Annotated in this window: 25 protein-coding genes and 1 pseudogene; 13 read left to right on the forward strand and 13 right to left on the reverse strand. The window is 43.1% G+C overall.

Annotated elements, in window-relative coordinates; genetic code table 11:
* Window positions 1-27 precede the first annotated feature (27 nt).
* Window positions 28-618 carry a TetR/AcrR family transcriptional regulator gene (locus ACQ86K_RS22545; RefSeq protein ID WP_091169907.1) on the forward strand — a complete coding sequence of 197 codons (591 nt, stop codon included), beginning with the start codon at window positions 28-30 and terminating at the stop codon, window positions 616-618.
* A 172-nt stretch (window positions 619-790) separates the two neighbouring features.
* Here the strand turns inward: ACQ86K_RS22545 and ACQ86K_RS22550 are convergent, their stop codons facing one another.
* From ACQ86K_RS22550 to ACQ86K_RS22595, 10 genes and pseudogenes are all read right to left on the reverse strand, one after another.
* Window positions 791-1,285, reverse strand: a complete 495-nt coding sequence (locus tag ACQ86K_RS22550) for a GNAT family N-acetyltransferase (RefSeq protein WP_431198831.1) — start codon at window positions 1,283-1,285, stop codon at window positions 791-793.
* 80 nt (window positions 1,286-1,365) lie between these two features.
* Entirely contained in the window at window positions 1,366-2,295 is a 930-nt protein-coding gene (locus ACQ86K_RS22555; RefSeq protein WP_091169911.1) for a hypothetical protein, read from the reverse strand.
* A gap of 12 nt (window positions 2,296-2,307) precedes the next feature.
* A complete protein-coding gene (locus ACQ86K_RS22560) occupies window positions 2,308-2,703 on the reverse strand; it encodes a DM13 domain-containing protein (protein ID WP_431198832.1) in 396 nt (131 codons plus the stop codon).
* A gap of 206 nt (window positions 2,704-2,909) precedes the next feature.
* Complete coding sequence (locus tag ACQ86K_RS22565) at window positions 2,910-3,104, reverse strand: hypothetical protein (protein WP_431198833.1); 195 nt, start codon at window positions 3,102-3,104, stop codon at window positions 2,910-2,912.
* A gap of 252 nt (window positions 3,105-3,356) precedes the next feature.
* Window positions 3,357-4,169: a haloacid dehalogenase type II gene (locus ACQ86K_RS22570; protein WP_091169920.1), complete on the reverse strand. Its 813-nt coding sequence runs from the start codon at window positions 4,167-4,169 to the stop codon at window positions 3,357-3,359.
* 39 nt (window positions 4,170-4,208) lie between these two features.
* A pseudogene (locus ACQ86K_RS22575) lies at window positions 4,209-4,654 on the reverse strand (DMT family transporter).
* Window positions 4,655-4,723: 69 nt separating this feature from the next.
* Complete coding sequence (locus ACQ86K_RS22580) at window positions 4,724-5,596, reverse strand: alpha/beta fold hydrolase (protein WP_091169925.1); 873 nt, start codon at window positions 5,594-5,596, stop codon at window positions 4,724-4,726.
* 183 nt (window positions 5,597-5,779) lie between these two features.
* On the reverse strand, window positions 5,780-5,974 hold the full coding sequence (locus ACQ86K_RS22585) for a hypothetical protein (RefSeq protein WP_091169928.1): 195 nt from the start codon (window positions 5,972-5,974) through the stop codon (window positions 5,780-5,782).
* Window positions 5,975-6,068: 94 nt separating this feature from the next.
* A complete protein-coding gene (locus tag ACQ86K_RS22590; protein ID WP_091169932.1) occupies window positions 6,069-7,055 on the reverse strand; it encodes an alpha/beta fold hydrolase in 987 nt (328 codons plus the stop codon).
* Window positions 7,056-7,107: 52 nt separating this feature from the next.
* Window positions 7,108-7,692 (reverse strand): TetR/AcrR family transcriptional regulator, encoded by a 585-nt coding sequence (locus tag ACQ86K_RS22595; protein WP_431198834.1) that lies wholly within the window; start codon window positions 7,690-7,692, stop codon window positions 7,108-7,110.
* Window positions 7,693-7,957: 265 nt separating this feature from the next.
* Here ACQ86K_RS22595 and ACQ86K_RS22600 point away from each other — a divergent pair, with 265 nt between their 5' ends.
* Genes ACQ86K_RS22600 through ACQ86K_RS22620 form a run of 5 tightly spaced genes read left to right on the forward strand, consistent with a single transcriptional unit; the run spans window position 7,958 to window position 11,701 of the window.
* Window positions 7,958-8,977, forward strand: coding sequence for a metallophosphoesterase family protein (locus ACQ86K_RS22600; RefSeq protein ID WP_091170313.1), 1,020 nt, complete (start codon window positions 7,958-7,960; stop codon window positions 8,975-8,977).
* A gap of 44 nt (window positions 8,978-9,021) precedes the next feature.
* Entirely contained in the window at window positions 9,022-9,516 is a 495-nt protein-coding gene (locus ACQ86K_RS22605; protein ID WP_431198835.1) for a YceI family protein, read from the forward strand.
* A complete protein-coding gene (locus ACQ86K_RS22610) occupies window positions 9,513-9,917 on the forward strand; it encodes a c-type cytochrome (RefSeq protein ID WP_091169946.1) in 405 nt (134 codons plus the stop codon). The genes ACQ86K_RS22605 and ACQ86K_RS22610 overlap by 4 nt, the downstream gene beginning before the upstream one ends.
* Before the next feature lie 9 nt (window positions 9,918-9,926).
* Window positions 9,927-10,985 carry a sensor histidine kinase gene (locus ACQ86K_RS22615; RefSeq protein WP_091169950.1) on the forward strand — a complete coding sequence of 353 codons (1,059 nt, stop codon included), beginning with the start codon at window positions 9,927-9,929 and terminating at the stop codon, window positions 10,983-10,985.
* Window positions 10,982-11,701 (forward strand): LytR/AlgR family response regulator transcription factor, encoded by a 720-nt coding sequence (locus ACQ86K_RS22620; protein WP_091169953.1) that lies wholly within the window; start codon window positions 10,982-10,984, stop codon window positions 11,699-11,701. The genes ACQ86K_RS22615 and ACQ86K_RS22620 overlap by 4 nt, the downstream gene beginning before the upstream one ends.
* Before the next feature lie 380 nt (window positions 11,702-12,081).
* Here the strand turns inward: ACQ86K_RS22620 and ACQ86K_RS22625 are convergent, their stop codons facing one another.
* Genes ACQ86K_RS22625 through ACQ86K_RS22635 form a run of 3 tightly spaced genes read right to left on the reverse strand, consistent with a single transcriptional unit; the run spans window position 12,082 to window position 12,722 of the window.
* Entirely contained in the window at window positions 12,082-12,312 is a 231-nt protein-coding gene (locus ACQ86K_RS22625; protein ID WP_091169957.1) for a hypothetical protein, read from the reverse strand.
* A gap of 55 nt (window positions 12,313-12,367) precedes the next feature.
* On the reverse strand, window positions 12,368-12,526 hold the full coding sequence (locus ACQ86K_RS22630) for an alpha/beta fold hydrolase (RefSeq protein ID WP_431198836.1): 159 nt from the start codon (window positions 12,524-12,526) through the stop codon (window positions 12,368-12,370).
* Window positions 12,504-12,722 carry a hypothetical protein gene (locus ACQ86K_RS22635; protein ID WP_431198837.1) on the reverse strand — a complete coding sequence of 73 codons (219 nt, stop codon included), beginning with the start codon at window positions 12,720-12,722 and terminating at the stop codon, window positions 12,504-12,506. The genes ACQ86K_RS22630 and ACQ86K_RS22635 overlap by 23 nt, the downstream gene beginning before the upstream one ends.
* A 551-nt stretch (window positions 12,723-13,273) precedes the next feature.
* Between ACQ86K_RS22635 and ACQ86K_RS22640 the strand changes: the two genes are divergently transcribed.
* The 7 genes from ACQ86K_RS22640 (at window position 13,274) to ACQ86K_RS22670 (ending at window position 20,073) form a co-directional block, all read left to right on the forward strand.
* A complete protein-coding gene (locus ACQ86K_RS22640) occupies window positions 13,274-13,849 on the forward strand; it encodes an RNA polymerase sigma-70 factor (RefSeq protein ID WP_091169963.1) in 576 nt (191 codons plus the stop codon).
* Between the two features lie 90 nt (window positions 13,850-13,939).
* A complete protein-coding gene (locus ACQ86K_RS22645) occupies window positions 13,940-14,389 on the forward strand; it encodes a hypothetical protein (RefSeq protein WP_431198838.1) in 450 nt (149 codons plus the stop codon).
* The gene (locus ACQ86K_RS22650) at window positions 14,338-15,021 is read left to right on the forward strand and encodes a FecR family protein (protein ID WP_431198839.1); all 684 of its coding nucleotides are present in this window, start codon (window positions 14,338-14,340) and stop codon (window positions 15,019-15,021) included. The genes ACQ86K_RS22645 and ACQ86K_RS22650 overlap by 52 nt, the downstream gene beginning before the upstream one ends.
* Before the next feature lie 430 nt (window positions 15,022-15,451).
* Window positions 15,452-16,186, forward strand: coding sequence for a TonB-dependent receptor plug domain-containing protein (locus tag ACQ86K_RS22655; RefSeq protein WP_431200914.1), 735 nt, complete (start codon window positions 15,452-15,454; stop codon window positions 16,184-16,186).
* Window positions 16,187-16,446: 260 nt separating this feature from the next.
* Window positions 16,447-17,661 carry a hypothetical protein gene (locus ACQ86K_RS22660; protein WP_431198840.1) on the forward strand — a complete coding sequence of 405 codons (1,215 nt, stop codon included), beginning with the start codon at window positions 16,447-16,449 and terminating at the stop codon, window positions 17,659-17,661.
* The gene (locus ACQ86K_RS22665) at window positions 17,631-18,506 is read left to right on the forward strand and encodes a hypothetical protein (RefSeq protein WP_431198841.1); all 876 of its coding nucleotides are present in this window, start codon (window positions 17,631-17,633) and stop codon (window positions 18,504-18,506) included. Before ACQ86K_RS22660 ends, ACQ86K_RS22665 begins: the two co-directional genes overlap by 31 nt.
* A 16-nt stretch (window positions 18,507-18,522) precedes the next feature.
* Window positions 18,523-20,073: a RagB/SusD family nutrient uptake outer membrane protein gene (locus ACQ86K_RS22670; RefSeq protein ID WP_091169972.1), complete on the forward strand. Its 1,551-nt coding sequence runs from the start codon at window positions 18,523-18,525 to the stop codon at window positions 20,071-20,073.
* Window positions 20,074-20,587 lie beyond the last annotated feature (514 nt).

Genomic DNA, 20,587 nt, shown 5'->3' on the forward strand with positions numbered 1-20,587 from the left:
TGAACAAATAATGTATTTTTGTCGACTATGAAAAGAGTAGAAAATGATCAGGTGCGGGAAGAAATAGTTTTAGCTTCTGAAGCGGTTTTCGAGCGTTACGGTTATCTCCGGGTTTCCATGCAGGATATTTCTAATGAATGTAAGAAAGGCCGAAGCACCATATACCATTACTTTAAAAATAAGGAGGAAGTGCTGGATGCGGTTTGCGAGAAGATTTTTTTGAATTGCCTGGCGGAGAGCGAAGCTACCATCAGTAAAAGGCGCTCCTTTTCGGCTAATATCGAATCTTTTAATATCACCAAATTAAAGAACCTCCGTCAGATGGTCTCAAAGTACAAGTTAGCCATTGACGACTTGCGTTTAGACCCTTCAGGCTTTATATTCAAATTGAGGAGATTTGCTGAAAAAGAGGTTGCCGTTGTCAGTCAAATCATCGCATGGGGCGTAGAAAACAAGGATATTGGCGAACTGACAAAGGAAGACATTGATTTTTTGTCAGAAACATTGAATGCTGCCTTCAAAAGTTTTGAACAGGAAGTACTCGTTTTTGGAAAATTTCCGCAAAGCGACAGCCAGGTGGCCTGGTTGGCGCAGATGCTGCATAAGGGTTTGTTATAACCATTGAAACGGATTGTTGGTGCTGCTCTTCTAATAACGGTAACAATGGCATAACCGCTGGCAACGCCATTTTTTGCTTTTTCTTTTTGATGGTTAAATGCCCACCAAAAGACTGCGATGTTTTCAACTTTTTACAGTTTTAAATTCATAAATGGTTAATTGTCTCGTCCTGCTATAGCTTGTCACTAAAGACAAGAAAATGAAAACAATTCCAGGGAAGAAAAAGAAAGTAGCGGCTATCGTAAGACGCAAGCCATTTGACAAGGTCGAAGAACAGACCGAAATAAACCATGTCCGTTAGCCGGACGCCATCTTCAAATATCGGTGCTGAATAATAGGTCAAAAAGAATCCTTTTTTGATTTCAAATAATTCAAAACCTGCTCTTTTGTAAATGGCTAATTGCTTTCCGGCGATGGTGGGTGTACCAATGATTAGTTCGCAGAAACCCTGCTCCGTAGCCCTGGTCTCTGCATCTTTGAGCAACAGCTTGCCGATCCCCTGGTTCTGCCAAGCCTCGTTTACAGCGATGGCTTTTATCTCTGCGCTGTGTTCGTCAATGGGATAAAGTGCGTAAACAGCAATTACGATGCCGCCGGTTTCAGCCACATAAATAGCCGATTGGAATATATAACGTTCAATAGCTTGCATTTCCTCATCTGCAAGCAATAAAAGTTCGTAGGGGATGGCATCTGTTTTTTTAATAGCCGGATCGCTGTTTGATCAATCATGGTTGGATCATCATTAAGTTAAAAAGCAATTGTGTATTGAAAATTGATCACACCGCTTCTGGTCAATCCATCCGGCCTTATCTTTCTCACGATAAACGGCGTTCCGACAACAATTTCAAAACGGTTCGCATTTTTGAAAGTCTTTGTGGCGACAATGCTGCCATTTAACGTAAGCCCTTGTGATCCATCGATCGAAGTCTTATAACCGAATTTGTTTTCATAGGCATCATCTCCAATATGATAAACCGCTGAAAGACTGGGTTTAAGCGTAAGGGAAGACTGTGGTAAGTGGATGTAATAACCAATCCGGCCAAGCAGGTCGCTTTTTCGCCTGAAATTATTGGTTGGCGCGAATTCCAGTGCCCTCGGGTCATTATATTCATCAGGAAAATACGTACTCTTATTTATTTGTATGACAGGCAACTGTACAGCCGCATCGAATTCCCATGTCCGGTTTACGATATAGTTAACACCTGCAATGGCATCGTAAGTGCCGATACTTGCCTGGTAATCTAAAGGCAAAGGCTTGCCCTCATTATTTTTATCGTTCCCGGTGCTCACCGGGATCTTTATGCCGCCAATGAAATTAAGGCTATTGGCCGAATTTAAACGGGGTGTATAATTGAGCGTTCCGTACACATCGCCGATATTAAATGCATGCCCTAAAAAGCCAGTAGCATACGTTGCGGTTAATTTTGATTGAAAAGAAAAATGATTGTTTAAATTTACCTGGTATTGGACATAAGTATTGATCGTGCTGGTATTCTGTTCTCCTAACCCGTAATTTATGCCAAAGTCAATAGCATGTTTTTTGGGCAATGTGCCTACTGTATCTTCAATATTATTTTTCAATACGCCAAGGCTACAAAACCCTGCATCGCTGCAGCCCTGTGCAAACCCGTTTAAGGCTATTACCATGGCAATAGCAAATATATATATAGTTTTCATGATATGCCCCGATTAAAAAGTGAGTTGTGTATAACCGAATAAATGGTGGTATTGCTGGCAGTAGATCAAAGCGTATGCGTAATCTTTCACGTTCGCTTCCGAAGGGATATCATACACCTGGTTGCCGGAAGTAGATTTTAGCGACCCAAGGTTTATAAAATGAACCGGATTTTGTTCCTGGCTGATATAAACCTTAAGATCCGGCCCGTTACTGGTAGAAAAACCCTCCAGGGCTAGTTGATATTTGCCTCCCGTTAAAAAGACCCTGGCAGTACCCGTGACGGTGCCGTATGGGCCATTGCTAAAATCGCCGCTATTGCTTGCAGGTTTAGATTGGGACGCATCAATCCTCTCATTCAAAGTAGCGGTTGGCGTACTCCCTTTTTGCAACCCGCCAAAATCGTACATGTCAAGAGCACGATAATGCTTATTTTTAAGAAATTTGGTGTTTTCATGATGATTAATAATTATGGTTTTAGCAGTTTAGACGACATATTCCGGGAAACCTTACATCAATTTATAAGAAATCACCGGTTATGCGGCCAATGTTAAAACAATCAGCATCGATTATGTACCTTCGATAATTCACGATGCCGGCTAAAGCAACTGCCACATTACTTATCTCGTCGATTGGTCAAGCCGGATAAACGCAGGCGTACTAATCCCTGGAAGGTCCCGGATTCTACGAGCGGCTGGGAATTCAGTACAGTTTCTACCGTGTTGTTATTCAGCTGTTCTGTAGGAAGCGTAGATTTTTCATCTTTTTTGCAGGCAGCAAGAGAAAAAATCACCAGGGCACCAAAAGTCATTTTTACTTGATCTTAAAATTTAATATAGAAGATCTCCCAGTTTATTCGATTCCTTTTGTTTCCTGGCATTGTTGTCGACAAAAAGCGATTGGCCTTTATTCTATTTGAATTAATGCAAGCCAGTTTTGATATGGGATGCCTCCACACTTAATGGGGCGTTCAACCGGCAGGAAGCTGTTTTTTCAAAAATCAGCCCGTTTGCCCGCTGCTGCGCGGGTCAATTCCATTTCGCTAAAAGGCACGCCGTACCCGCTATTTTTTCATATAGGCGATCAGTTCCGGCAGTTCCCTCCCAACTACGTCTGCAGACACCCCCAGTTCCTCGGGAGTGCTATCGCCCCGGTTTACCCAAAATGTGGGGAAACCGAAGAATTTAGCGCCGCAGGCGTCCCAGGCACCGAAGGCCGCAAAAACGATGTCGTCCTTGGGTAGTTTTAAAGTGTCGATCCCCATTTGATAGGCAGCGGGGCTCGGCTTGAAGGCACGTACCTCATCGGTGCTTAGCAGATGGTCGAAATACTGGCTGATATTGTTTTTCTTTAAAGAAGACTTAAGCATGTCCACCGTAAAGTTGGACAGAAAGGACAAGCTGATATTCATCTTTTTCAGAGTTTCCAGCCCTGCAACAACATCAGGCCAGATGTCGAGATTTAAATAGACGTTCATTAACCGCGCTTTGTTCTCATCAGTCATGGCCAAGCCTATTTTTGCTGCTGCAAACGTGAGTGCATCTTCCGTCACCCGCCAAAAATCCTTATATTGTTTGGCCGCAGTCAATATCCACGAATATTCAAATTGTTTCGTTCGCCATAGGGCAACTAATTCAGTGCTTTGGCTTCCAAACAATTCTGCGGCAAGCGCAAATACTGGTGCCGGGTTAAAAATCACAAAGCCATCAAATAAAATTGCTTTCTTCACGCTATTTGATCTTGATCCCTTCCCGGAGCCTACCGCTTTTAAGGGGATTTGTGTGGCAAGTAAGCCGGTAACGGTAGTTGCGATAAACCCTCTACGGGAAAACACATTACTGAACTCATTTTCTGATATTATTTGTTTCTTTGCCATACTTATAGGATTATTTTGTAAGTTGAAATTTTGCGAAGCCTAAAACTTTTTGATCAGTATTACGCCGGTAACCAAAAGTACGATACCACCCGCCCGAGCCCGGTTTACAGGGTGCGCAGCGTAATGCAGCCAGCCATAATGTTCTATAAGCACCGATGAGATGATTTGCCCGGCGATAAAAAAATGATGGTATTACCCGCACCAATCTTCTGGGGTACAATACTGAAGGTTAAGATGTTCATGGCGATGATAACTCCGCCAAGCCACATCACCCAATTCGTACTTAACACTTGCGCGATACCAGGCAAAGGCGTGCGGGTAACGGTTATCACCAAGCTTACTATTATCGCCGCGATTAAAAAGGCGCATAAAGTCGCCAAGTACGGACTACCCAGTGTCTTTCCCAATGCGCCGTTACTGGATGCCATAACCGGCAGGCACATCCCAACCATCATTGTAGCCGCTATATAGGAAACGTTATTCATAACTTACTTTTATAAAGTTTCCCGCACTCATCATTAGGTTTGACAAGAACGGGAAACAGGTTAATTAATCTACCGGATATTATTCCTGGTTAAAAACTCCCTTATATTCTCCGCAATCTCCGCATGATATTCCTCAAGGGCAAAATGGCTGGTGTTGTAAACATGCAGTTCGGCGTGCGGCAGGTCTGTTTTGTAAGCTTCAGCAGCAGCCAGCGGGAAGAACTGATCATTTTTACCCCAGGTGAGCAAAGTAGGCGGCAGATGGGTGCGGAAATAATTTTGCCAGTTCGCATATTCAGCCACGTTATTAGAATAGTTATGCAACAGGTCTAAATGAATATCTATCAGTCCCGGCCTGGTCAGGTAATACAAGTCCATCACAGGGCCATCCATGTTTATTTTTGCCGGGTCTTCAGCCCCGTCAAAGTAGAATATCCTGATGCCATCCAGGGTCATTAATCCTCTGATCGGTTGCTCTGTTTCAGCGTTGCGGTTTTGTAAAAACGGCATCGCCAATCCGAAAGCCGGGCCGATACCTTCTATGTAAGCATTCGCATTCTGGATGATCAATGATTGGATCAACTCGGGCCTGCGGGCGGCGATCCTGAAACCTACCGGGCCGCCATAGTCAAAAGCGTATAAGCTGAATTGCTTCAAACCGATCTGGTCGATAAATTTCTCAATCGTGACTGACAGGTTATGGAACGTATATTCATATTCATCGCGAGATGGTACTTCGCTGTTTCCAAACGCCGGGTAATCCGGTGCCACCAAATGGTAATCGCCTGCCAGGTCATTAATCAGGTCGCGGAAAGAAATAGATGATGAAGGGAACCCATTCAATAGTAATATTGTAGGATTCTCTTTGCTCCCGGCCTCCCGGTAAAAAATATTGACGCCGTTTACGGTTTCATTTTTGTAGTAAATTGTTGTTTTTTTCATTTTAAAATGGTTTGATATTTATAGGAATTAAGGTTTCAGCGAGAAAAATACGTCCGCTGAAATACTGTTCAATTGCAGGTAAAACAGTAGGATGCAGTACACCAGGATATAAATCATTTGAAAAGTAACCGTGGCCCAATCCAAAACCAGGCTTTTGCCGGTAAGTAAGAGAAACATCAACAGTCAGCCCGCTATCAGTACACCCTGAGTTTCCAACCCGCATACCAGTAGCAAGCCGATACCAGTTTCCCGGTAAGGCAGGCTGTTGCCGGTGGCTATTGTAACAACAGGCGGCAAGCCTGAGCCTTCAAACTCCCGGCCCAGTGCGTTTAAGAATAATGAACGGCCATTCTTAAGCCTAACCAGCCCGTGAAGCAATAATGTTAAAGCCTAACCCGGCCCTTAACAGGAAAAATGCAATGTATTCGTTCATATAACATACATACCAGTCTGTTTTAATTTCACGAATAAATTATTTGATGTTGTTTTTTAACAAAAATGACCTGATGAGGCCGGCCGCTTCCTCGTGTTTTTCTTCCAGCACAAAGTGGCCGCCATTCAATAGATGGATCTCTGCCTTCGGGAGGTCTTTTTTATAGGCCATCGCTCCTGCGGCAATGAAGAGCTTGTCATTCTTACCCGAAATAACCAGGGCTAATGGCTGGTGTTTCTTGAAATAAGCCTGCCATTCTGCATATAAAAGTAAGTTAGTGCCATAGTTTCGGAACAAAGCAAGCTGTATATCCTGGTTGCCCGGTCTGTTCAAATAATATTGATCGGTGATGTAGCTGTCGGGGTCTATTTCCGACACATCTTCCGCACCATCGGTATATTGCCATTTGGTTCCTTCTATGCTTAAGACCCCTTTAATCGGGCCAATAGTGGATTCGCCGGGGTTTTGAATATAGGCCACTAAAGGCTTCAGTGCATCACCCAATCCTTCGGTGTAGGCGTTAGCATTTTGCACGATAATGGACTGGATCAATCCGGGCCTTGCACTTGCGATGCGAAAGCCTACAGGGCCGCCATAATCCTGCACGTAAAGGCTAAATTGCTTTAAACCCAGCGCGTCGATAAAATGGTTCATGGTTGCAGCCAGGTTATCAAACGTATAGTTGTATGCTGTTGGCTCCGGCGCACTACTTTGTCCAAAGCCCGGATAATCCGGCGCGATCAAATGATAGTTAGGGGCAAGGTCCCTGATCAGGTCGCGAAACATGTGGGAAGAAGATGGAAAGCCATGTAGCAATAAAATGGTGGGTTTGCTTTTATCTCCGGCCTCCCGGTAAAAGATGTCTAAACCATCCACTTTTATGGTCCTGAAATACACGCCTGCAGTACCATTTACTTTAGGTGCTTGATGAGCCGCCTGTTTCGCTTGAGTTGCTGCATGGACTACAGGGCTTGAATTAAATACACTGCCCAGCAATAGCGAGGCGACGATGCTCTTTGTTTTCATTCTTTTATTTGTTTATTGATGATAATATACAGACAAGTCTGTTTTAATTGAGTTAAATTTTTTCCAACCCGGCTGCCGTGGTTGGCTGATGTTTAGTTATAAGATTTTTCCTGCCAGTGTTTTCGCTGTCTGAATTGGCCAGCCATTGCCGTGTACCTTGTTGGTAATCAGCGCACCGTCGAACAGCATATACAATCTCGTCCGCCAGTTTTTCCTTATGTACGGGCCTCAATATATCTGCAAACATGGCCCTTACACCATCTTTTTGTTTGCGTATGATCCCCCGTACCCTTTCGCTGTCAACCGGCAGTTCCGAAACAATATTCAGGAAATTACAGCCATAATACTCCGGCTGCACAGAGACCTCCGCTAAAAAGTCAAACACCGCGAGTACCTTTTCCTTCGGTGCTTCAAATTTTTCAGCTTCGGCTTTCAGTGCAGCATTCGTTTCTGCCCCCTTTACAGTGAGGTATTCTACCAGCAAATCTTCCTTTGAATGGAAATGCTGGTATAAGGATGCTTTCGCAACCCCTGCCTCTTCAATAATTTGGTTAATGCCGGTGGCATTATAGCCTTGCTTATAAAACAATCTGGATGCGGTTTCTACGATCTGGTTTCTTACGGCACTTGTTTTCATGGCACAAATGTAAAAATTAATTTAAACATACAGACAGGTTTGTATTTTTTTATTTTTTGTATGACGCTAAGTTGTTGTTTGTCTAAAAGATCAGTAATCTGGGAGACGCTCATTAATCACCTTACGGCAGTAATTTCCTTTTAGATAACAATCCGGAAATATTAAGGAAACTGTATTCATCAAGAATATTTCCCGATTGGTGTAAAATTTTGCGAAAGTGGTTTTTGTTGATGGTACTTCGTACAAAATAAATAAAACAAAGATCATGAAAAACCATTTTCACAACGGGGATGAACACACCCCGCAAGCAAATAACGATGGTATTGACCGCAGAGGTTTCCTTGAATGCATGGCATGGGCCGGTACCGGTGTGCTTTGGATGATGTCGGGCGGCATATTAAAATCGTATGGGATGAGCCAGATGATAGATAAAACGACCGGGACCTTGCAAAAAGGGCTTGTTATGCCGAAATCTGATTTCAGTTTTGTGCAGATCAGCGACAGCCATATCGGCTTTACCAAGCCGGCCAATACAGATGTGGTAGGGACACTAAATGCCGCCATCTCCAAAATCAATACCATGCCGGTAACGCCATCTTTTGTATTACATACCGGCGACCTGACCCATCTGGCACAGGCTGATGAGTTTGATACGCTCGAACAATCGTTAAAAAGCGTAAAAACTGAAAAGGTTTTTTATGTGCCCGGCGAACATGATGTTACCGATAACGGCAAGCTATACCTGGAACGCTACGGTAAAGGCACACTTGGCGACGGATGGTACAGCTTTGATTCGCACGGCGTTCACTTCATTGGCCTTAATAACGTAACTAACCATGTAGATGGCGGATTGGGTTATATCGGTGCTGCCCAGTTAAAATGGCTGGAGGCAGACCTGAAGCCGCTATCAAACAGTACGCCTATTGTGGTATTCGCCCATATTCCGCTTTGGGCCATTTATCCGCAATGGGGTTGGGGAACAGATGACAGCGGACAGGTCCTGACTTTATTAAAACGCTTCGGTTCGGTGTCGGTATTGAATGGGCATATCCATCAAACCATTCAAAAAGTTGAAGGTAATATTACTTTTCATACGGCCAATTCTACCGCGTTCCCGCAACCCGCACCCGGCGCGGCACCATCACCGGGGCCAATGAAAGTTCCTGCTGATAAACTGCGTAGCTTTCTGGGTCTAACCAGCGTTAATTATGTGGAACACAACCATACCCTGGCTATAACAGATACGCCGCTGATATTGGCAGAATCCATGATCGAACAGAAATAACCTGAGATGATAAAAAAATCATATTACTGATACTGATAGCCGGTGTGTCAAAAACCAGCCTGGCCCAATACAAACCCGTTGAAGCAGCATCATCCTTAAAGTTTACCATAAAAAATCTGGGCTTCAGCGTTGAGGGGACTTTTAGTGGCTTTGATGGGACCATCAACTTCGACCCTCAAAACCCGTCGGGCAGCAAAATCGACGTAACCATTAACGCTGCTACTGTAAATACAGATAACAGTCTGCGGGACGAACATTTGAAACAGGAAGGCTATTTTGACATTAAAAATAACCCGAGGATCAGAATGGAATCTAACAAGATCACGGCTACCGGGAAAGCCACATACCAGTTTAATGGTTTGCTGACGATAAAAGGAAAATCGCAAACCGTAACATTCCCATTCATGGCAGAACCTTTAGGAGATGGTTATGCCTTTAAGGGTTCGTTTAAAATGAAACGGAAAGATTTTAGCCTGGGAGGAACAAGCACCGTGTCTGATGAGGTGGAGGTAAACATTAACCTGATCGCAAAAAAATGAAGAAATTCCTAACGATAGTAAGCCTTGCCCTGCCCGTGTTTTTAACCGCTGCGGCCACCATCAGGTCTTCCGATAGTGCTAAATATACCAATTTGAAAGTCCTGCCTAAGAACATCAGTTCGCGAGACTTGCAAAGTATCATGGCTGACGATTTTGAAGATGGTCTGGGTGTAAGTTGCGGCTTTTGCCATGCTAATGCCCCGGATGGACATGGCCTTGATTTTGCCAGTGATGCCAAGCCCGAAAAGGCCATAACCCGTACCATGATGCGCATGACGCTCGACCTGAATAAGCGCTGGCTGCAAAACAAACACCCGCGATTGGGAGACCCGGCTCTTGTTGTACAATGCAGCACCTGCCATAAAGGGCAGGCCTTCCCAGATGGGGCAGAACCGCAATAGAAAAATTAAATGTCTTTTTCTTACCTTACTTGTAATTTGAACCCGGTATTGAAGATCAATAAAATAATATATCATCTTTTGTTTTGGGCGCTGGCCTACTTTTTTTGGATATTTATTTTCAGAAACGGGGCGCTGGTGCTTACCCATACCATTACCATACAGTTTTGTTATCTGGCGTTTATATCGGCAAACTACTATTTTAACGCGCTGTACACCATACCCAGATTGCTTAACAAAAAACGGTATGTAAAATTCGGTATCCTGTTTATTGGTGGCATCGTGCTTACTGCGCTTATCCGCATACCAGTATCCATACTGGTGGTTACCTATATTTTTAAAGTGCCAACCCCACATTTCGATTTGTTGACCATTTTTGTTGACTCGTTCATCAATATCCTGTTTTGGGTACTTTGTATACTCGCCGCAAAAATGGTGATCGAAAAGACCCGTTCTCAGATCTATATCGAGCAGATAGAGAAAGAGAAAGCAACCAATGAACTGAATTTTTTAAGGGCTCAGTTTAATCCACATTTTTTATTCAACTCCATCAATTCTATTTACGGTCATATCGATAAATCGAACAAAGATGCCCGCGGTATGCTACTGGTTTTTTCTGAAATGCTGCGCTACCAATTATATGAATGTAATGTAGAGCAAATAGAACTGAACAGGGAACTGAACTACATCCGCAATTACATCGCTATGCAAAAAAGCCGGATTGATGAGCGGATCGCCGTTTCCTTCAACATTGGCGAAATCAACGGTAATATTCAGGTTGCGCCTTTGCTGCTGATCACCTTTATTGAAAATGCGTTCAAATACGTGGGCTTTAACGAGTGCACGGCAAACCGCATCGACATCAATTTAAACTACAGCAGCGGCAGGTTGATATTTTCGATCGCCAATACCAGGGATGCCTTCATCAATCAAGCGCCAACGGTTGCCTCCGGCTTAGGTATAGCCAATGCCCAAAGGCGCCTCGAACTGCTTTATCCCGGCAAACATGAACTGCTTATAGTGGATAAAGAAGACACTTATGAAATTATTCTAACACTTTTCGATCTATGAAACTTAACTGCCTGATCATTGACGATGAACCTATTGCCCGTAAATTACTGCAGGAATATATCGAAGAAACAGATTTTTTGGTTTTGGTGGGTACTGCCGAAAATCCATTGAAGGCAGCAGGACTGGTTAACCAGCTGGAGGTAGACATGATATTCCTGGATATCAATATGCCCAAAATGAATGGGTTAGATTTTTTACGGTCATCCGTAAATTTACCCATGGTAATCATGACCACGGCTTACGGCCAATATGCGTTGGATGGATTTGAAATGGCTGTTGTAGACTACTTAGTAAAGCCCTTTAGCCTCGAACGTTTTTTAAAAGCCACTCAAAAAGCGCTGGAGTTAAAATCGCTTAAACAAAAAAAGACGTCTTATACAGACGCGAAGCCAGATCATTTTTTTGTTAAGTGTGAAGGCAAAATAGAAAAAATTTTATATGCCGAGCTGAATTATATAGAAGCGATGGCAAATTACCTTACGCTATATACTAACGGAGGTAAATTTGTTGTGTATCTCACCATTAAAGGCATCCTGGAGAAACTGCCGGCCGACAAATTTATGCAGGTGCACAAAAGCCATATCGTTAACCTAAATAACGTGCAAACCATTGAAGGCAATATGCTAAGGCTGGGCGGGGTTAAAATCACAATTGGTTTAAACTTTCACGACGCAGTAATGCAGCGTCTCTTAAGGGACAAATTCATCAAGCGATAGCTTCACAAAGCATCTCAGCAGGATGCACATCCCGCGGCCGATTATTTTAGGGCTGTGCTTTTAAAAACAAAGTTTACTTGATGCCCTTACTTGGTAACAACGACCGGATATAAGCCGTAATCTCGGTATAGTATTCCACCAGTGCAAAATGCCCGCCATTCAATAAATGCACTTCCGCGCTTTTCAGGTCCTTTAGATAAGCTAAAGCCCTGGGAAAGTTTAATATCGGGTCGTTTTGCCCCCTACAATTAGCACAGGCGGCCGATGCTGGCGAAGGTATCGCTGCCAGTCGGGATATTTTGTTAAATTGGTATGGTAGTTTTGAAACAGCGCATTTTGGATGGGCTCGTTTTCTTCCCCTTTGATAAATTGATAGTCCATTAAATAAGCATCGGGATTGATATGAGCGGGGTTAGCTGCACCCTCGGTGTATTTTGTACCTTGATGCCTTCAGATGAAATGATGGATTTAAGGATATTTTCAACCTCAGCCTTATCGCCAACATCTTCCATTGTCATTATCTTTTTAAAGCCGCTGCCTAATCCCTCACTGTAAGCATTTACATTCTGAACAATTAGCGCGCTTATCCACTCCGGATGTTTTACCGCCAAACGGAAACCTATAGCCGCCCCGTAATCCTGCGTGTATAAACTAAAGTGTTTTAGGTTAATTTGGCTTATAAAAATCCTCCATCACAGCGGCCAGGTTATCAAATGAGTAATCAAACCCATACACCGGCGGCCGCCTGCTTAAGCCAAAGCCCGGATAATCAGGTACGATTAAATGGTAGTCGGCTGCGAGGTCATTTATAATATCCCGGTACATAAAGGACAGAATATGAGAAGCCGTGCAGGGCTTTGTCCGGAATTGTTATGCCCAGATCGATAACCCGGATGTGGAGTACCAGCGGTACCGGCTTTATTTTCTTTCCTCCTATGAACGGATAGACGACCTGGAAATATTCGGGAAGCACTAAAATCCGCACTACAACCATCAGGAAGCCGTAAATGTGTTCAATCAATCTCCCGCTGTCAGTACAAAAGCAGCGTAAAATCGCTTCAAAAGCCCTTAAATCAAATGATTTAGGGCTTTTTCTTTTAAATTCCCTCCAAAAGATTTATTCGGGTCAGGCAGAATTATTTACACTTGAGAGGATGTTTTAACACTCCCTAATTAATGAAAGTGCCAGTAACAACTTACTTCAAGCCTTTATTAATTGTAAATATAACAATTAATAAACTATATATTAAATTTCTATCAGCTGGATGCCCACTTTCAATATTGAATCGCAAAGACTATGTATACTTCTATTTCGAAGGTATTTTGCCGCTTGGTCGAATCTTCGTTAAATATAATTCGTGCGAAATCCCTTGATTAAAAGCCAGTTGTTTTACTTATTTGACATAGCCACTTCAATGCCTCGTTAAATCTTCCTGAAATTTTTGAGTATAACAATCCTGTTCTGCTGTCTTATTTAATAATCACAGGTCAGACTCTGCCAAAACCAAAACTATAACCCATTATAATAATATGCATCAGTTGGGAATTACCTCTGGATGTTAGGATATCAGTATGAACGAAACCACTATTCAGGACTTGTTACAAAAAATAGCTTTTGAAGATGATCAGCAGGCTTTCAAGGTGCTGTATTTTCAATACTATAAAAGGCTGTATAATCTGGCCTCTTTCTACGTGCGATCTGCCGAGGCTACAGAAGAAGTAGTGAATGATACCTTTATTTCGATCTGGTCACGGAGAAAACTTTTGGCAGACATTACTGACTTCACTTCTTATATCTACAAAGCGGTAAAAAACAAATCGCTGAATTTCCTGAAACAAAGAAACTTCCCGATACATTTTAACATCGACGACGTTAAGGCAGAAATTGAAGATGTTACCCTGAATATTGAGGACCAAATGATCGTGGCAGACTTTCAGCTTTTAATAGAGCATGCAGTTAATAGCCTGCCCCCGCAGTGTAAGCTGGTATTTAAGATGATCAAAGAAGATGGTCTTCCGCACAAGGAAGTTGCCGAGCTTCTTAATTTATCCGTAAGAACCATCGAATACCATATGAGCATTGCCCTGAAAAAACTGTCAGAAAGCCTGAATTACAAAAAAAATGCTCCCCTGGTTTCCTCCAAATAAGGAAGCTCTCATTTTATTTCATTAAAAAATATTTTTCTTCCTTCCCCGTGCCGGGCAATTTTTGATTGTCTATAAGATTAGAAAACACTTATGGTCAACAATACCTGGATACTTATTTACAAAAAGCTGAATAATACGGCAACTCCGGAGGAACTGGAAGAGATAGACCAGATCCTGAAGGAAGATGGCGGGTCACAATACCCTATAGCCATGCTGGAGCATCTTTGGCGATTATATCCGATATCAAAAGGATGTGATAATGAGCCAAAAGAAGAACGATGGGCGCAGTTACAATCTCAGTTAAATAATAGGCCTGATGCTTATGTTGAAGATGAATACCGAGCCGAAACGATCCAATCGATGCATCGCGGAAGGCTCAACTACATATTGATAGCAGCAGCGGCTGTCATTTTATTTTGTAGTAGCATAGCATTGATCTATTTCAGGTCAACCGACAAAAAAACGGGATCTGTGAGATTAAGGTACCAATGGGGGGAATTACAAATATACAATTACCCGATGGCAGTACGGTTATCCTGAATGCAGGCAGCAAGCTTGCCTATAAAAACACATTTGATGCCAGGCACCGGGAGATAACCTTATCAGGCGAAGCCTTTTTCGATATCGTTAAAGACCCGGCACACCCGTTCATAATAACAACGCCAACAATAAAAATCAGGGTTCTGGGTACCCGGTTTAATGTCAGATCTTATCCGGGTGATAACACTTCCGAAGCAGCTTTAATACGCGGTGTTATTGAGCTTACTGTACTGAAAAACCCTGACCGACAAATTATTTTAAAGCCTTCGGAAAAACTGACGGTATTCAATCAACCGGTAGAAACATCGGCATCACGGTATAAGTCAACCGATACCACGTCAAAAGCGATAGTTGAGCTCAGTGAAATCCACCAGAGTAAAAGGGATTCTTTACCTGCAGAAGCCGGATGGACCAAAAATAAAGTAGCTTTTGACACCATGGAATTTGGGGAGGTAGCAAAAATGATGGAGCGGAAATACAGCACCACCATCCTTTTTAAAAAGGAAGAATTGAAAAAGTTGACTCTAACCGGAAAATTTGAAAATATAACGCTTGACAAGGCGCTGCAGCAGCTTAAGCTAACAAGCAATTTCAATTATCAAATTATAAATAACCAGGTTTTCATTTATTAAAATTTTAAACATGCGTATGATAAAATAACAGACCAGCGATAAAAAAGAACGGGAAATGCTTCCAACATTCCCCGTCAAATGGTACATAACTACCAGTCCGTCTTAATAAACCAATTAGTTAAATACCCTTGATACTAAATTATGAAAAAAATCAAGGCCGCATATGTTATTTGCGGCACGAACGACTTTTGAACGTTCTTCTCATGACAAAATTTATACTTTTCCTGATCATTGTCTCGACCCTGCAATCCTATTCAAAGGGTTTCGGGCAGACCGCGATCAATCTTAACCTGAAGAATGTAAGCTTGAAGACTGCATTCCGGGAGATCGAAAAAAATCTGACTATCACTTTCTTTATAACGATGAAACGATCAGGCACATTGATAAGCTTAAATCTATTGAGGTAAGTAACGCATCCATCCATGCGGTGATGGACCTGCTAACCAGTAACACTGCCATTAAGTACCAGCTCGGTGAAGACAATACCGTCATTATTTACTTGAACGGAGCACAATTTAATGCTTTTGTGGTGAAAGGTAAAGTGACGGATGATAACAGCCAGCCTTTACCCGGCGTTTCTGTCCGGTTGAAAGGAACATCCACAGGTACCCAAACAGATCTGAACGGCAATTATTCATTGAACGTTCCGGACGGTAGCGTTTATCTCGTGTTCACTTACACCGGCTTCGAGGCCCAGGAAGTTAATGTTGACAGCCGGGCAGTTATCGACATAAAGCTGAAAGCAAAAGATAATTCGCTTAGCGAAGTGGTAGTAGTTGGCTACGGTGTTCAACGCAAATCCGACCTTACCGGCGCTGTAACCAGCATAAAGAGCGCCGACCTAACTAAAATCGGGGGCAGCAACGCGGCCGAGGCGCTGCAGGGGAAAATACCTGGCGTTCAGATACTGAGCCAGGGTGGTCCCGGCGCCGCACCTACAGTACTGATACGCGGGCTTGGCACAAACGGCGACCCTACCCCGCTATATGTTGTTGACGGTATGATGGTGACCAATATTAGCTTCCTTGCGCCGAATGATATCGCGTCGATGGAAATTTTAAAAGATGCTTCCGCTACCGCGATATATGGATCGCGCGGAGCAAACGGAGTTATACTTGTAACAACAAAAAAGGGAAACCAGGCAAACCAGTTATCAATTTTTTAACAAGTCAGGGATTCCAGTTTCTTACACGTAAGTTTCACGTTGCCAATAGCCAGGAATACGCCCAATTAGTAAACCTGTTTAAAACTAATGCAGGCGCAGCACCGGTTTACGATAATATCAGCCAGATAGGCGCCGGAACCGACTGGACCAAAGAAGTAACTCAAAACGGAATTGTCAGCGATTATCAGCTGTCTGTTGGCGGAGGAAGCGAAAATGTCAATTATAATATCAGTGCCAGTTACCATAATGAAGATGGCGTATTGAAATACACCAACTATAACCGCTTAACTCTGCGCGCCGATAACGAATATAAGATCAGCAAAAAATTAACCTTCGGGCATAACCTCTCATTGGCCAGTAGCCATTATAATGGTGATGGCGGCTCCAATACGGGCAGAGGGATTAATTCAATAACCCGCATATCACCCTTGATCCCCGTTTACAAAAGTGATGGCTCTTTTTCATCAGGCCAGGATGTGGACATTGTTAACCCCTTTGCGGAGCTTTATCTTCATAAAGATGCCCAAACCCATCCGCTGCAATTTGTTGGTAACGGATACCTGAACTATGAATTATTTAAAGGCCTTACATTCCGGAGCAGCTATGGTGTAGATTATACTTTGAATAATATCAACAGATACACACCTCCATACAACCTGGGGGCAAATCAAAGCAGTTTAACCAGTATTGAAAATGGATATACTGCGGTTTCAACCTGGCTATGGGAAAATACGCTGACTTATGACAAACAGCTTGGCGCATCTCACCATCTGAACCTCCTGGCCGGTTATACCGCGCAGAATACTGATTATAGAGGAGTGGACGTAACAGGAAGCGGCCCGTTAACTACAACCGATCCCAATTATCGCTATATCCAGGTTTACCCGATATCAAACATCAATTCACTTGGTGCATTGCCTTCCAGCGAATCTATTCTTTCTTATCTTTTCAGGGCCAATTACAGCTACAAGGACAGGTACTTGTTAACCGCTTCGTTCCGTGGCGATGGTTCCTCAAAATTCGCTGAAGGGCATCGCTGGGGATATTTTCCATCAGTAGCCCTCGGATGGCGGGCCTCCGAAGAAAAATTCCTGAAGAACGTTTCGTGGATAAACAACCTGAAAGTACGCGGGAGCTGGGGCCGGATAGGCAGCAACAAAATCGCCAATTACCAAACCTTTAACCTGCTTAATCAGGAAACAACCTACGACGGCGTATTTAACGGCGTTTTCTATCCGATGGCAACAATCGTAGCCGCTTCAAACCCTAATATTACATGGGAGGTTTCACAGCAAACTGATGCCGGCATCGAATTCGGCACATTAAAAAACAGGCTGCGGTTTGAAGGTGACTATTACCGCAGGGACACCAAAAACCTGTTGTTAATATTGCCTGTTCCGGGGGCTCAACGGGTACCGCCCCTGCGTATTCAAACGCGGGAACTGTGCGTAACAGCGGTGTGGAACTGGCGGTAAGCTGGAATGACCGTATCGGGGGGCTTGGATATGGTGTAAAAGTGACCGGTACCGCCAATAAGAACAGAATCCTGGACTTTAAAGGCCTCACTTCGTATACATCAGATTTCCAGGTGCCATCTACCCACGTGTCAAAAGCAGGTGCCCCTATTGGTGACTTTTATGGTTATCAATCTCTCGGCATTGTGCAAAGCCAGGCACAGATTGACCAGCTAAACGCAACAGCAGCATCAAAATCAGGCAATCCAACAAAACAGTACTGGTCGGGATTAAAACCTGGCGACCTGCTGTTCAAAGACATAAACGGCGACGGTTTCGTGGATGCAAATGATAAAACAGATATCGGTTCGCCTTATGCAAAATTTGTCGGAGGTTTGACGCTTTCGGCAGATTACAAAGGTTTTGACCTAACCATTGATATGATGGGCAGTTTCGGAGGTAAGATCTACAATGACACCAGGAACCAGTTTGTAAGCTCCGGGTTATCCAACCTGAATGTTGAGTGGCTGGATTCCTGGACCCCTACTCATACCAATACCACCATTCCGCGTTACGCTGTTAACACGTCAACAACGCAATCATCCGATTTTAACATTTTTGACGGTACTTATATCAAAGCGCGGTTTATCGAGCTGGGATATACTTTCAACAAGCAGCTATTGAAAAGAGTTGGAATTTCGGGGCTTCGTGTTTATGTCAACACCACCAATCCTTTTTACATAACCAAATACAAAGGCTTCTCTCCTGAAGTATCAAATGCTTACGGGGTTTCAACTATAGGCGATGATTTCCGGACATATCCGGTTTCAGGCACTGCCAGATTGGGTATAAACTTAACTTTTTAAATAAGAAATAACAGTTATGAAAAATATTATAAAATTCATTGTTGTTTTAGAGCTTTTTGTGACATCTTCCTGCAAAAAGAGTTTTCTTGATAAAGAGCCGCTTGGGGTGCTTTCGAGCGCAACCTTTTCGGCCGATACAACAACACTTGGCTTGGCGGTAAACCGCCTTTATGGTTCCATTGCCTGGAGGGAATTCCGGATAGGGCAACACCAGTATTCAACAAAAGAAATGTGCGGCGATGACTTTATTGTGGGCGGGAATGCTGACTTTAAAGTATTCCAGGATTACAGCTACCTCACGGATAATTACATGATAGAGCGCTACTGGGGACGGGCCTTTGAAAATATCCATTACTGCAACGTAGTAATTGACCGTACATCGACTTTAAAAGCCCCCTATTCGGCACAATTATTTGAAGCCCAAGCCAAATATTTCAGGGCTTATTACAACTTTGACCTGACTAATGTGTTCGGCGATGCCCCGCTGAGAGATCATGACCCGGTGTCAACTGCTGAATATAATATCCCAAAAAGTTCGCACGCGGATATCATTAAGCTGGTGATATCAGACCTGAAGTATGCTATCGATCATTTACCAACGAGAAGCCAATGGGGAACGGCCAACCTTGGCCGTGTTACCAAAGGCACAGCACAGGGACTTCTATCGAAGGTTTATCTTTATGAGCAGGATTATGCTAACGCGAAATTATATGCCGAAGCAGTTATCAATGGCGGCGAATACAGTCTTTACAGTAATTACCGCAGCCTGTTTAGCCCGGATCAATTGTATTCTTCTGAAAATATGATGCCCGGTGGATTTATTTACAACACATCCCTGCCCGCCGGACGCCAGTACGGACCTTACCTTCAATACCAGGGGCTTCCTTCGCTGGGTTCAAATGGTGATATCTTCCCCTCACCTAACCTGGTTAGCAGTTATGAAAAAGGTGATCCGAGAATGAGCGCGACTATTTTTACGAAAACTGACATCATTCCCGGCTTTAACAACAACCAGCCGGTGGCATTCCCGGCATCAACCAATTATGCCAATAAAAAAGTGATCTGGCCATATTCATACTGGAACGGCGGTAACTTTAACTTTCAGAGTGTGAACCCAATGTATCTGAGGTATGCCGACATCATTTTGATAGCCGCTGAAGCCAATAATGAGTTGGGGAATATATCCGATGCGTTGAAATACCTGGAAATGATCCGTTTCAGAGCCCGTGGTAATAAAACATTCGCGGCATCAGTCGCAGCAGGCGAAAATGATGGAGCGGGTATCCTTCCACAAATCATAACCACAGACAAAACAACATTGCGTTTAGCCATCTGGCATGAACGCCGGATAGAGCTGGCCCTTGAATTCAATCGCTGGTACGACCTGGTAAGATATAACAAAGTGGCCGGCCCCAATGGCAGTTCAGGCACCGGTTATACAGAAAACCTGCTGAAGACTGTTTATGGGAGAACTAATTTTAATTATGCCAAATTCAGTCATTTCCCACTTCCTCAAACTTTTGTTACTTCATCAAATGGCGTACTCAAACAAAACAGTGCCTGGTAATTGCTCCTTACTTTTTCCGTTGTTCAATCTCGCATGAACTGCGGACCGTAAATTAATTAACAAAATAAGACAGCATATATCGGAACTAATAAAATAGTTCGACTAAAGGCAAGCTTAGCGTTTAGTATTGCCCCAATAAATTTAGTCAGTTTTTGAATTAAAATAATTAGGTGTTCAATAAATCCCCCATGTTGATTTATTGAACACCTTTTACAAAGAAAAATGGCTCAATTATTCGTGTTTTTCACTCAACTTTTTCTACTCATATTTCTCCAAAATCAGCTCTACCATCATCAGGAAGCCATAAATGTGTTCAATTAATTTCCCAGTCCCGGTACATATGGGATTATAGACAAATCCGAACAAAGTCTGTTCGATATCGAGCAGATTTTTTCATTTCTATTATTTAGTATATCTCAGATCCAGGCACTGATGAAACGCCAGTAATTATTTTTATCAAAGCGGTCTCTTACATGATTTCTGTAAATGAAGAAACCCCATTGTCATTAAAAAT

Source organism: Mucilaginibacter sp. P19, from assembly GCF_050632265.1.
Taxonomy (GTDB): domain Bacteria; phylum Bacteroidota; class Bacteroidia; order Sphingobacteriales; family Sphingobacteriaceae; genus Mucilaginibacter; species Mucilaginibacter gossypii.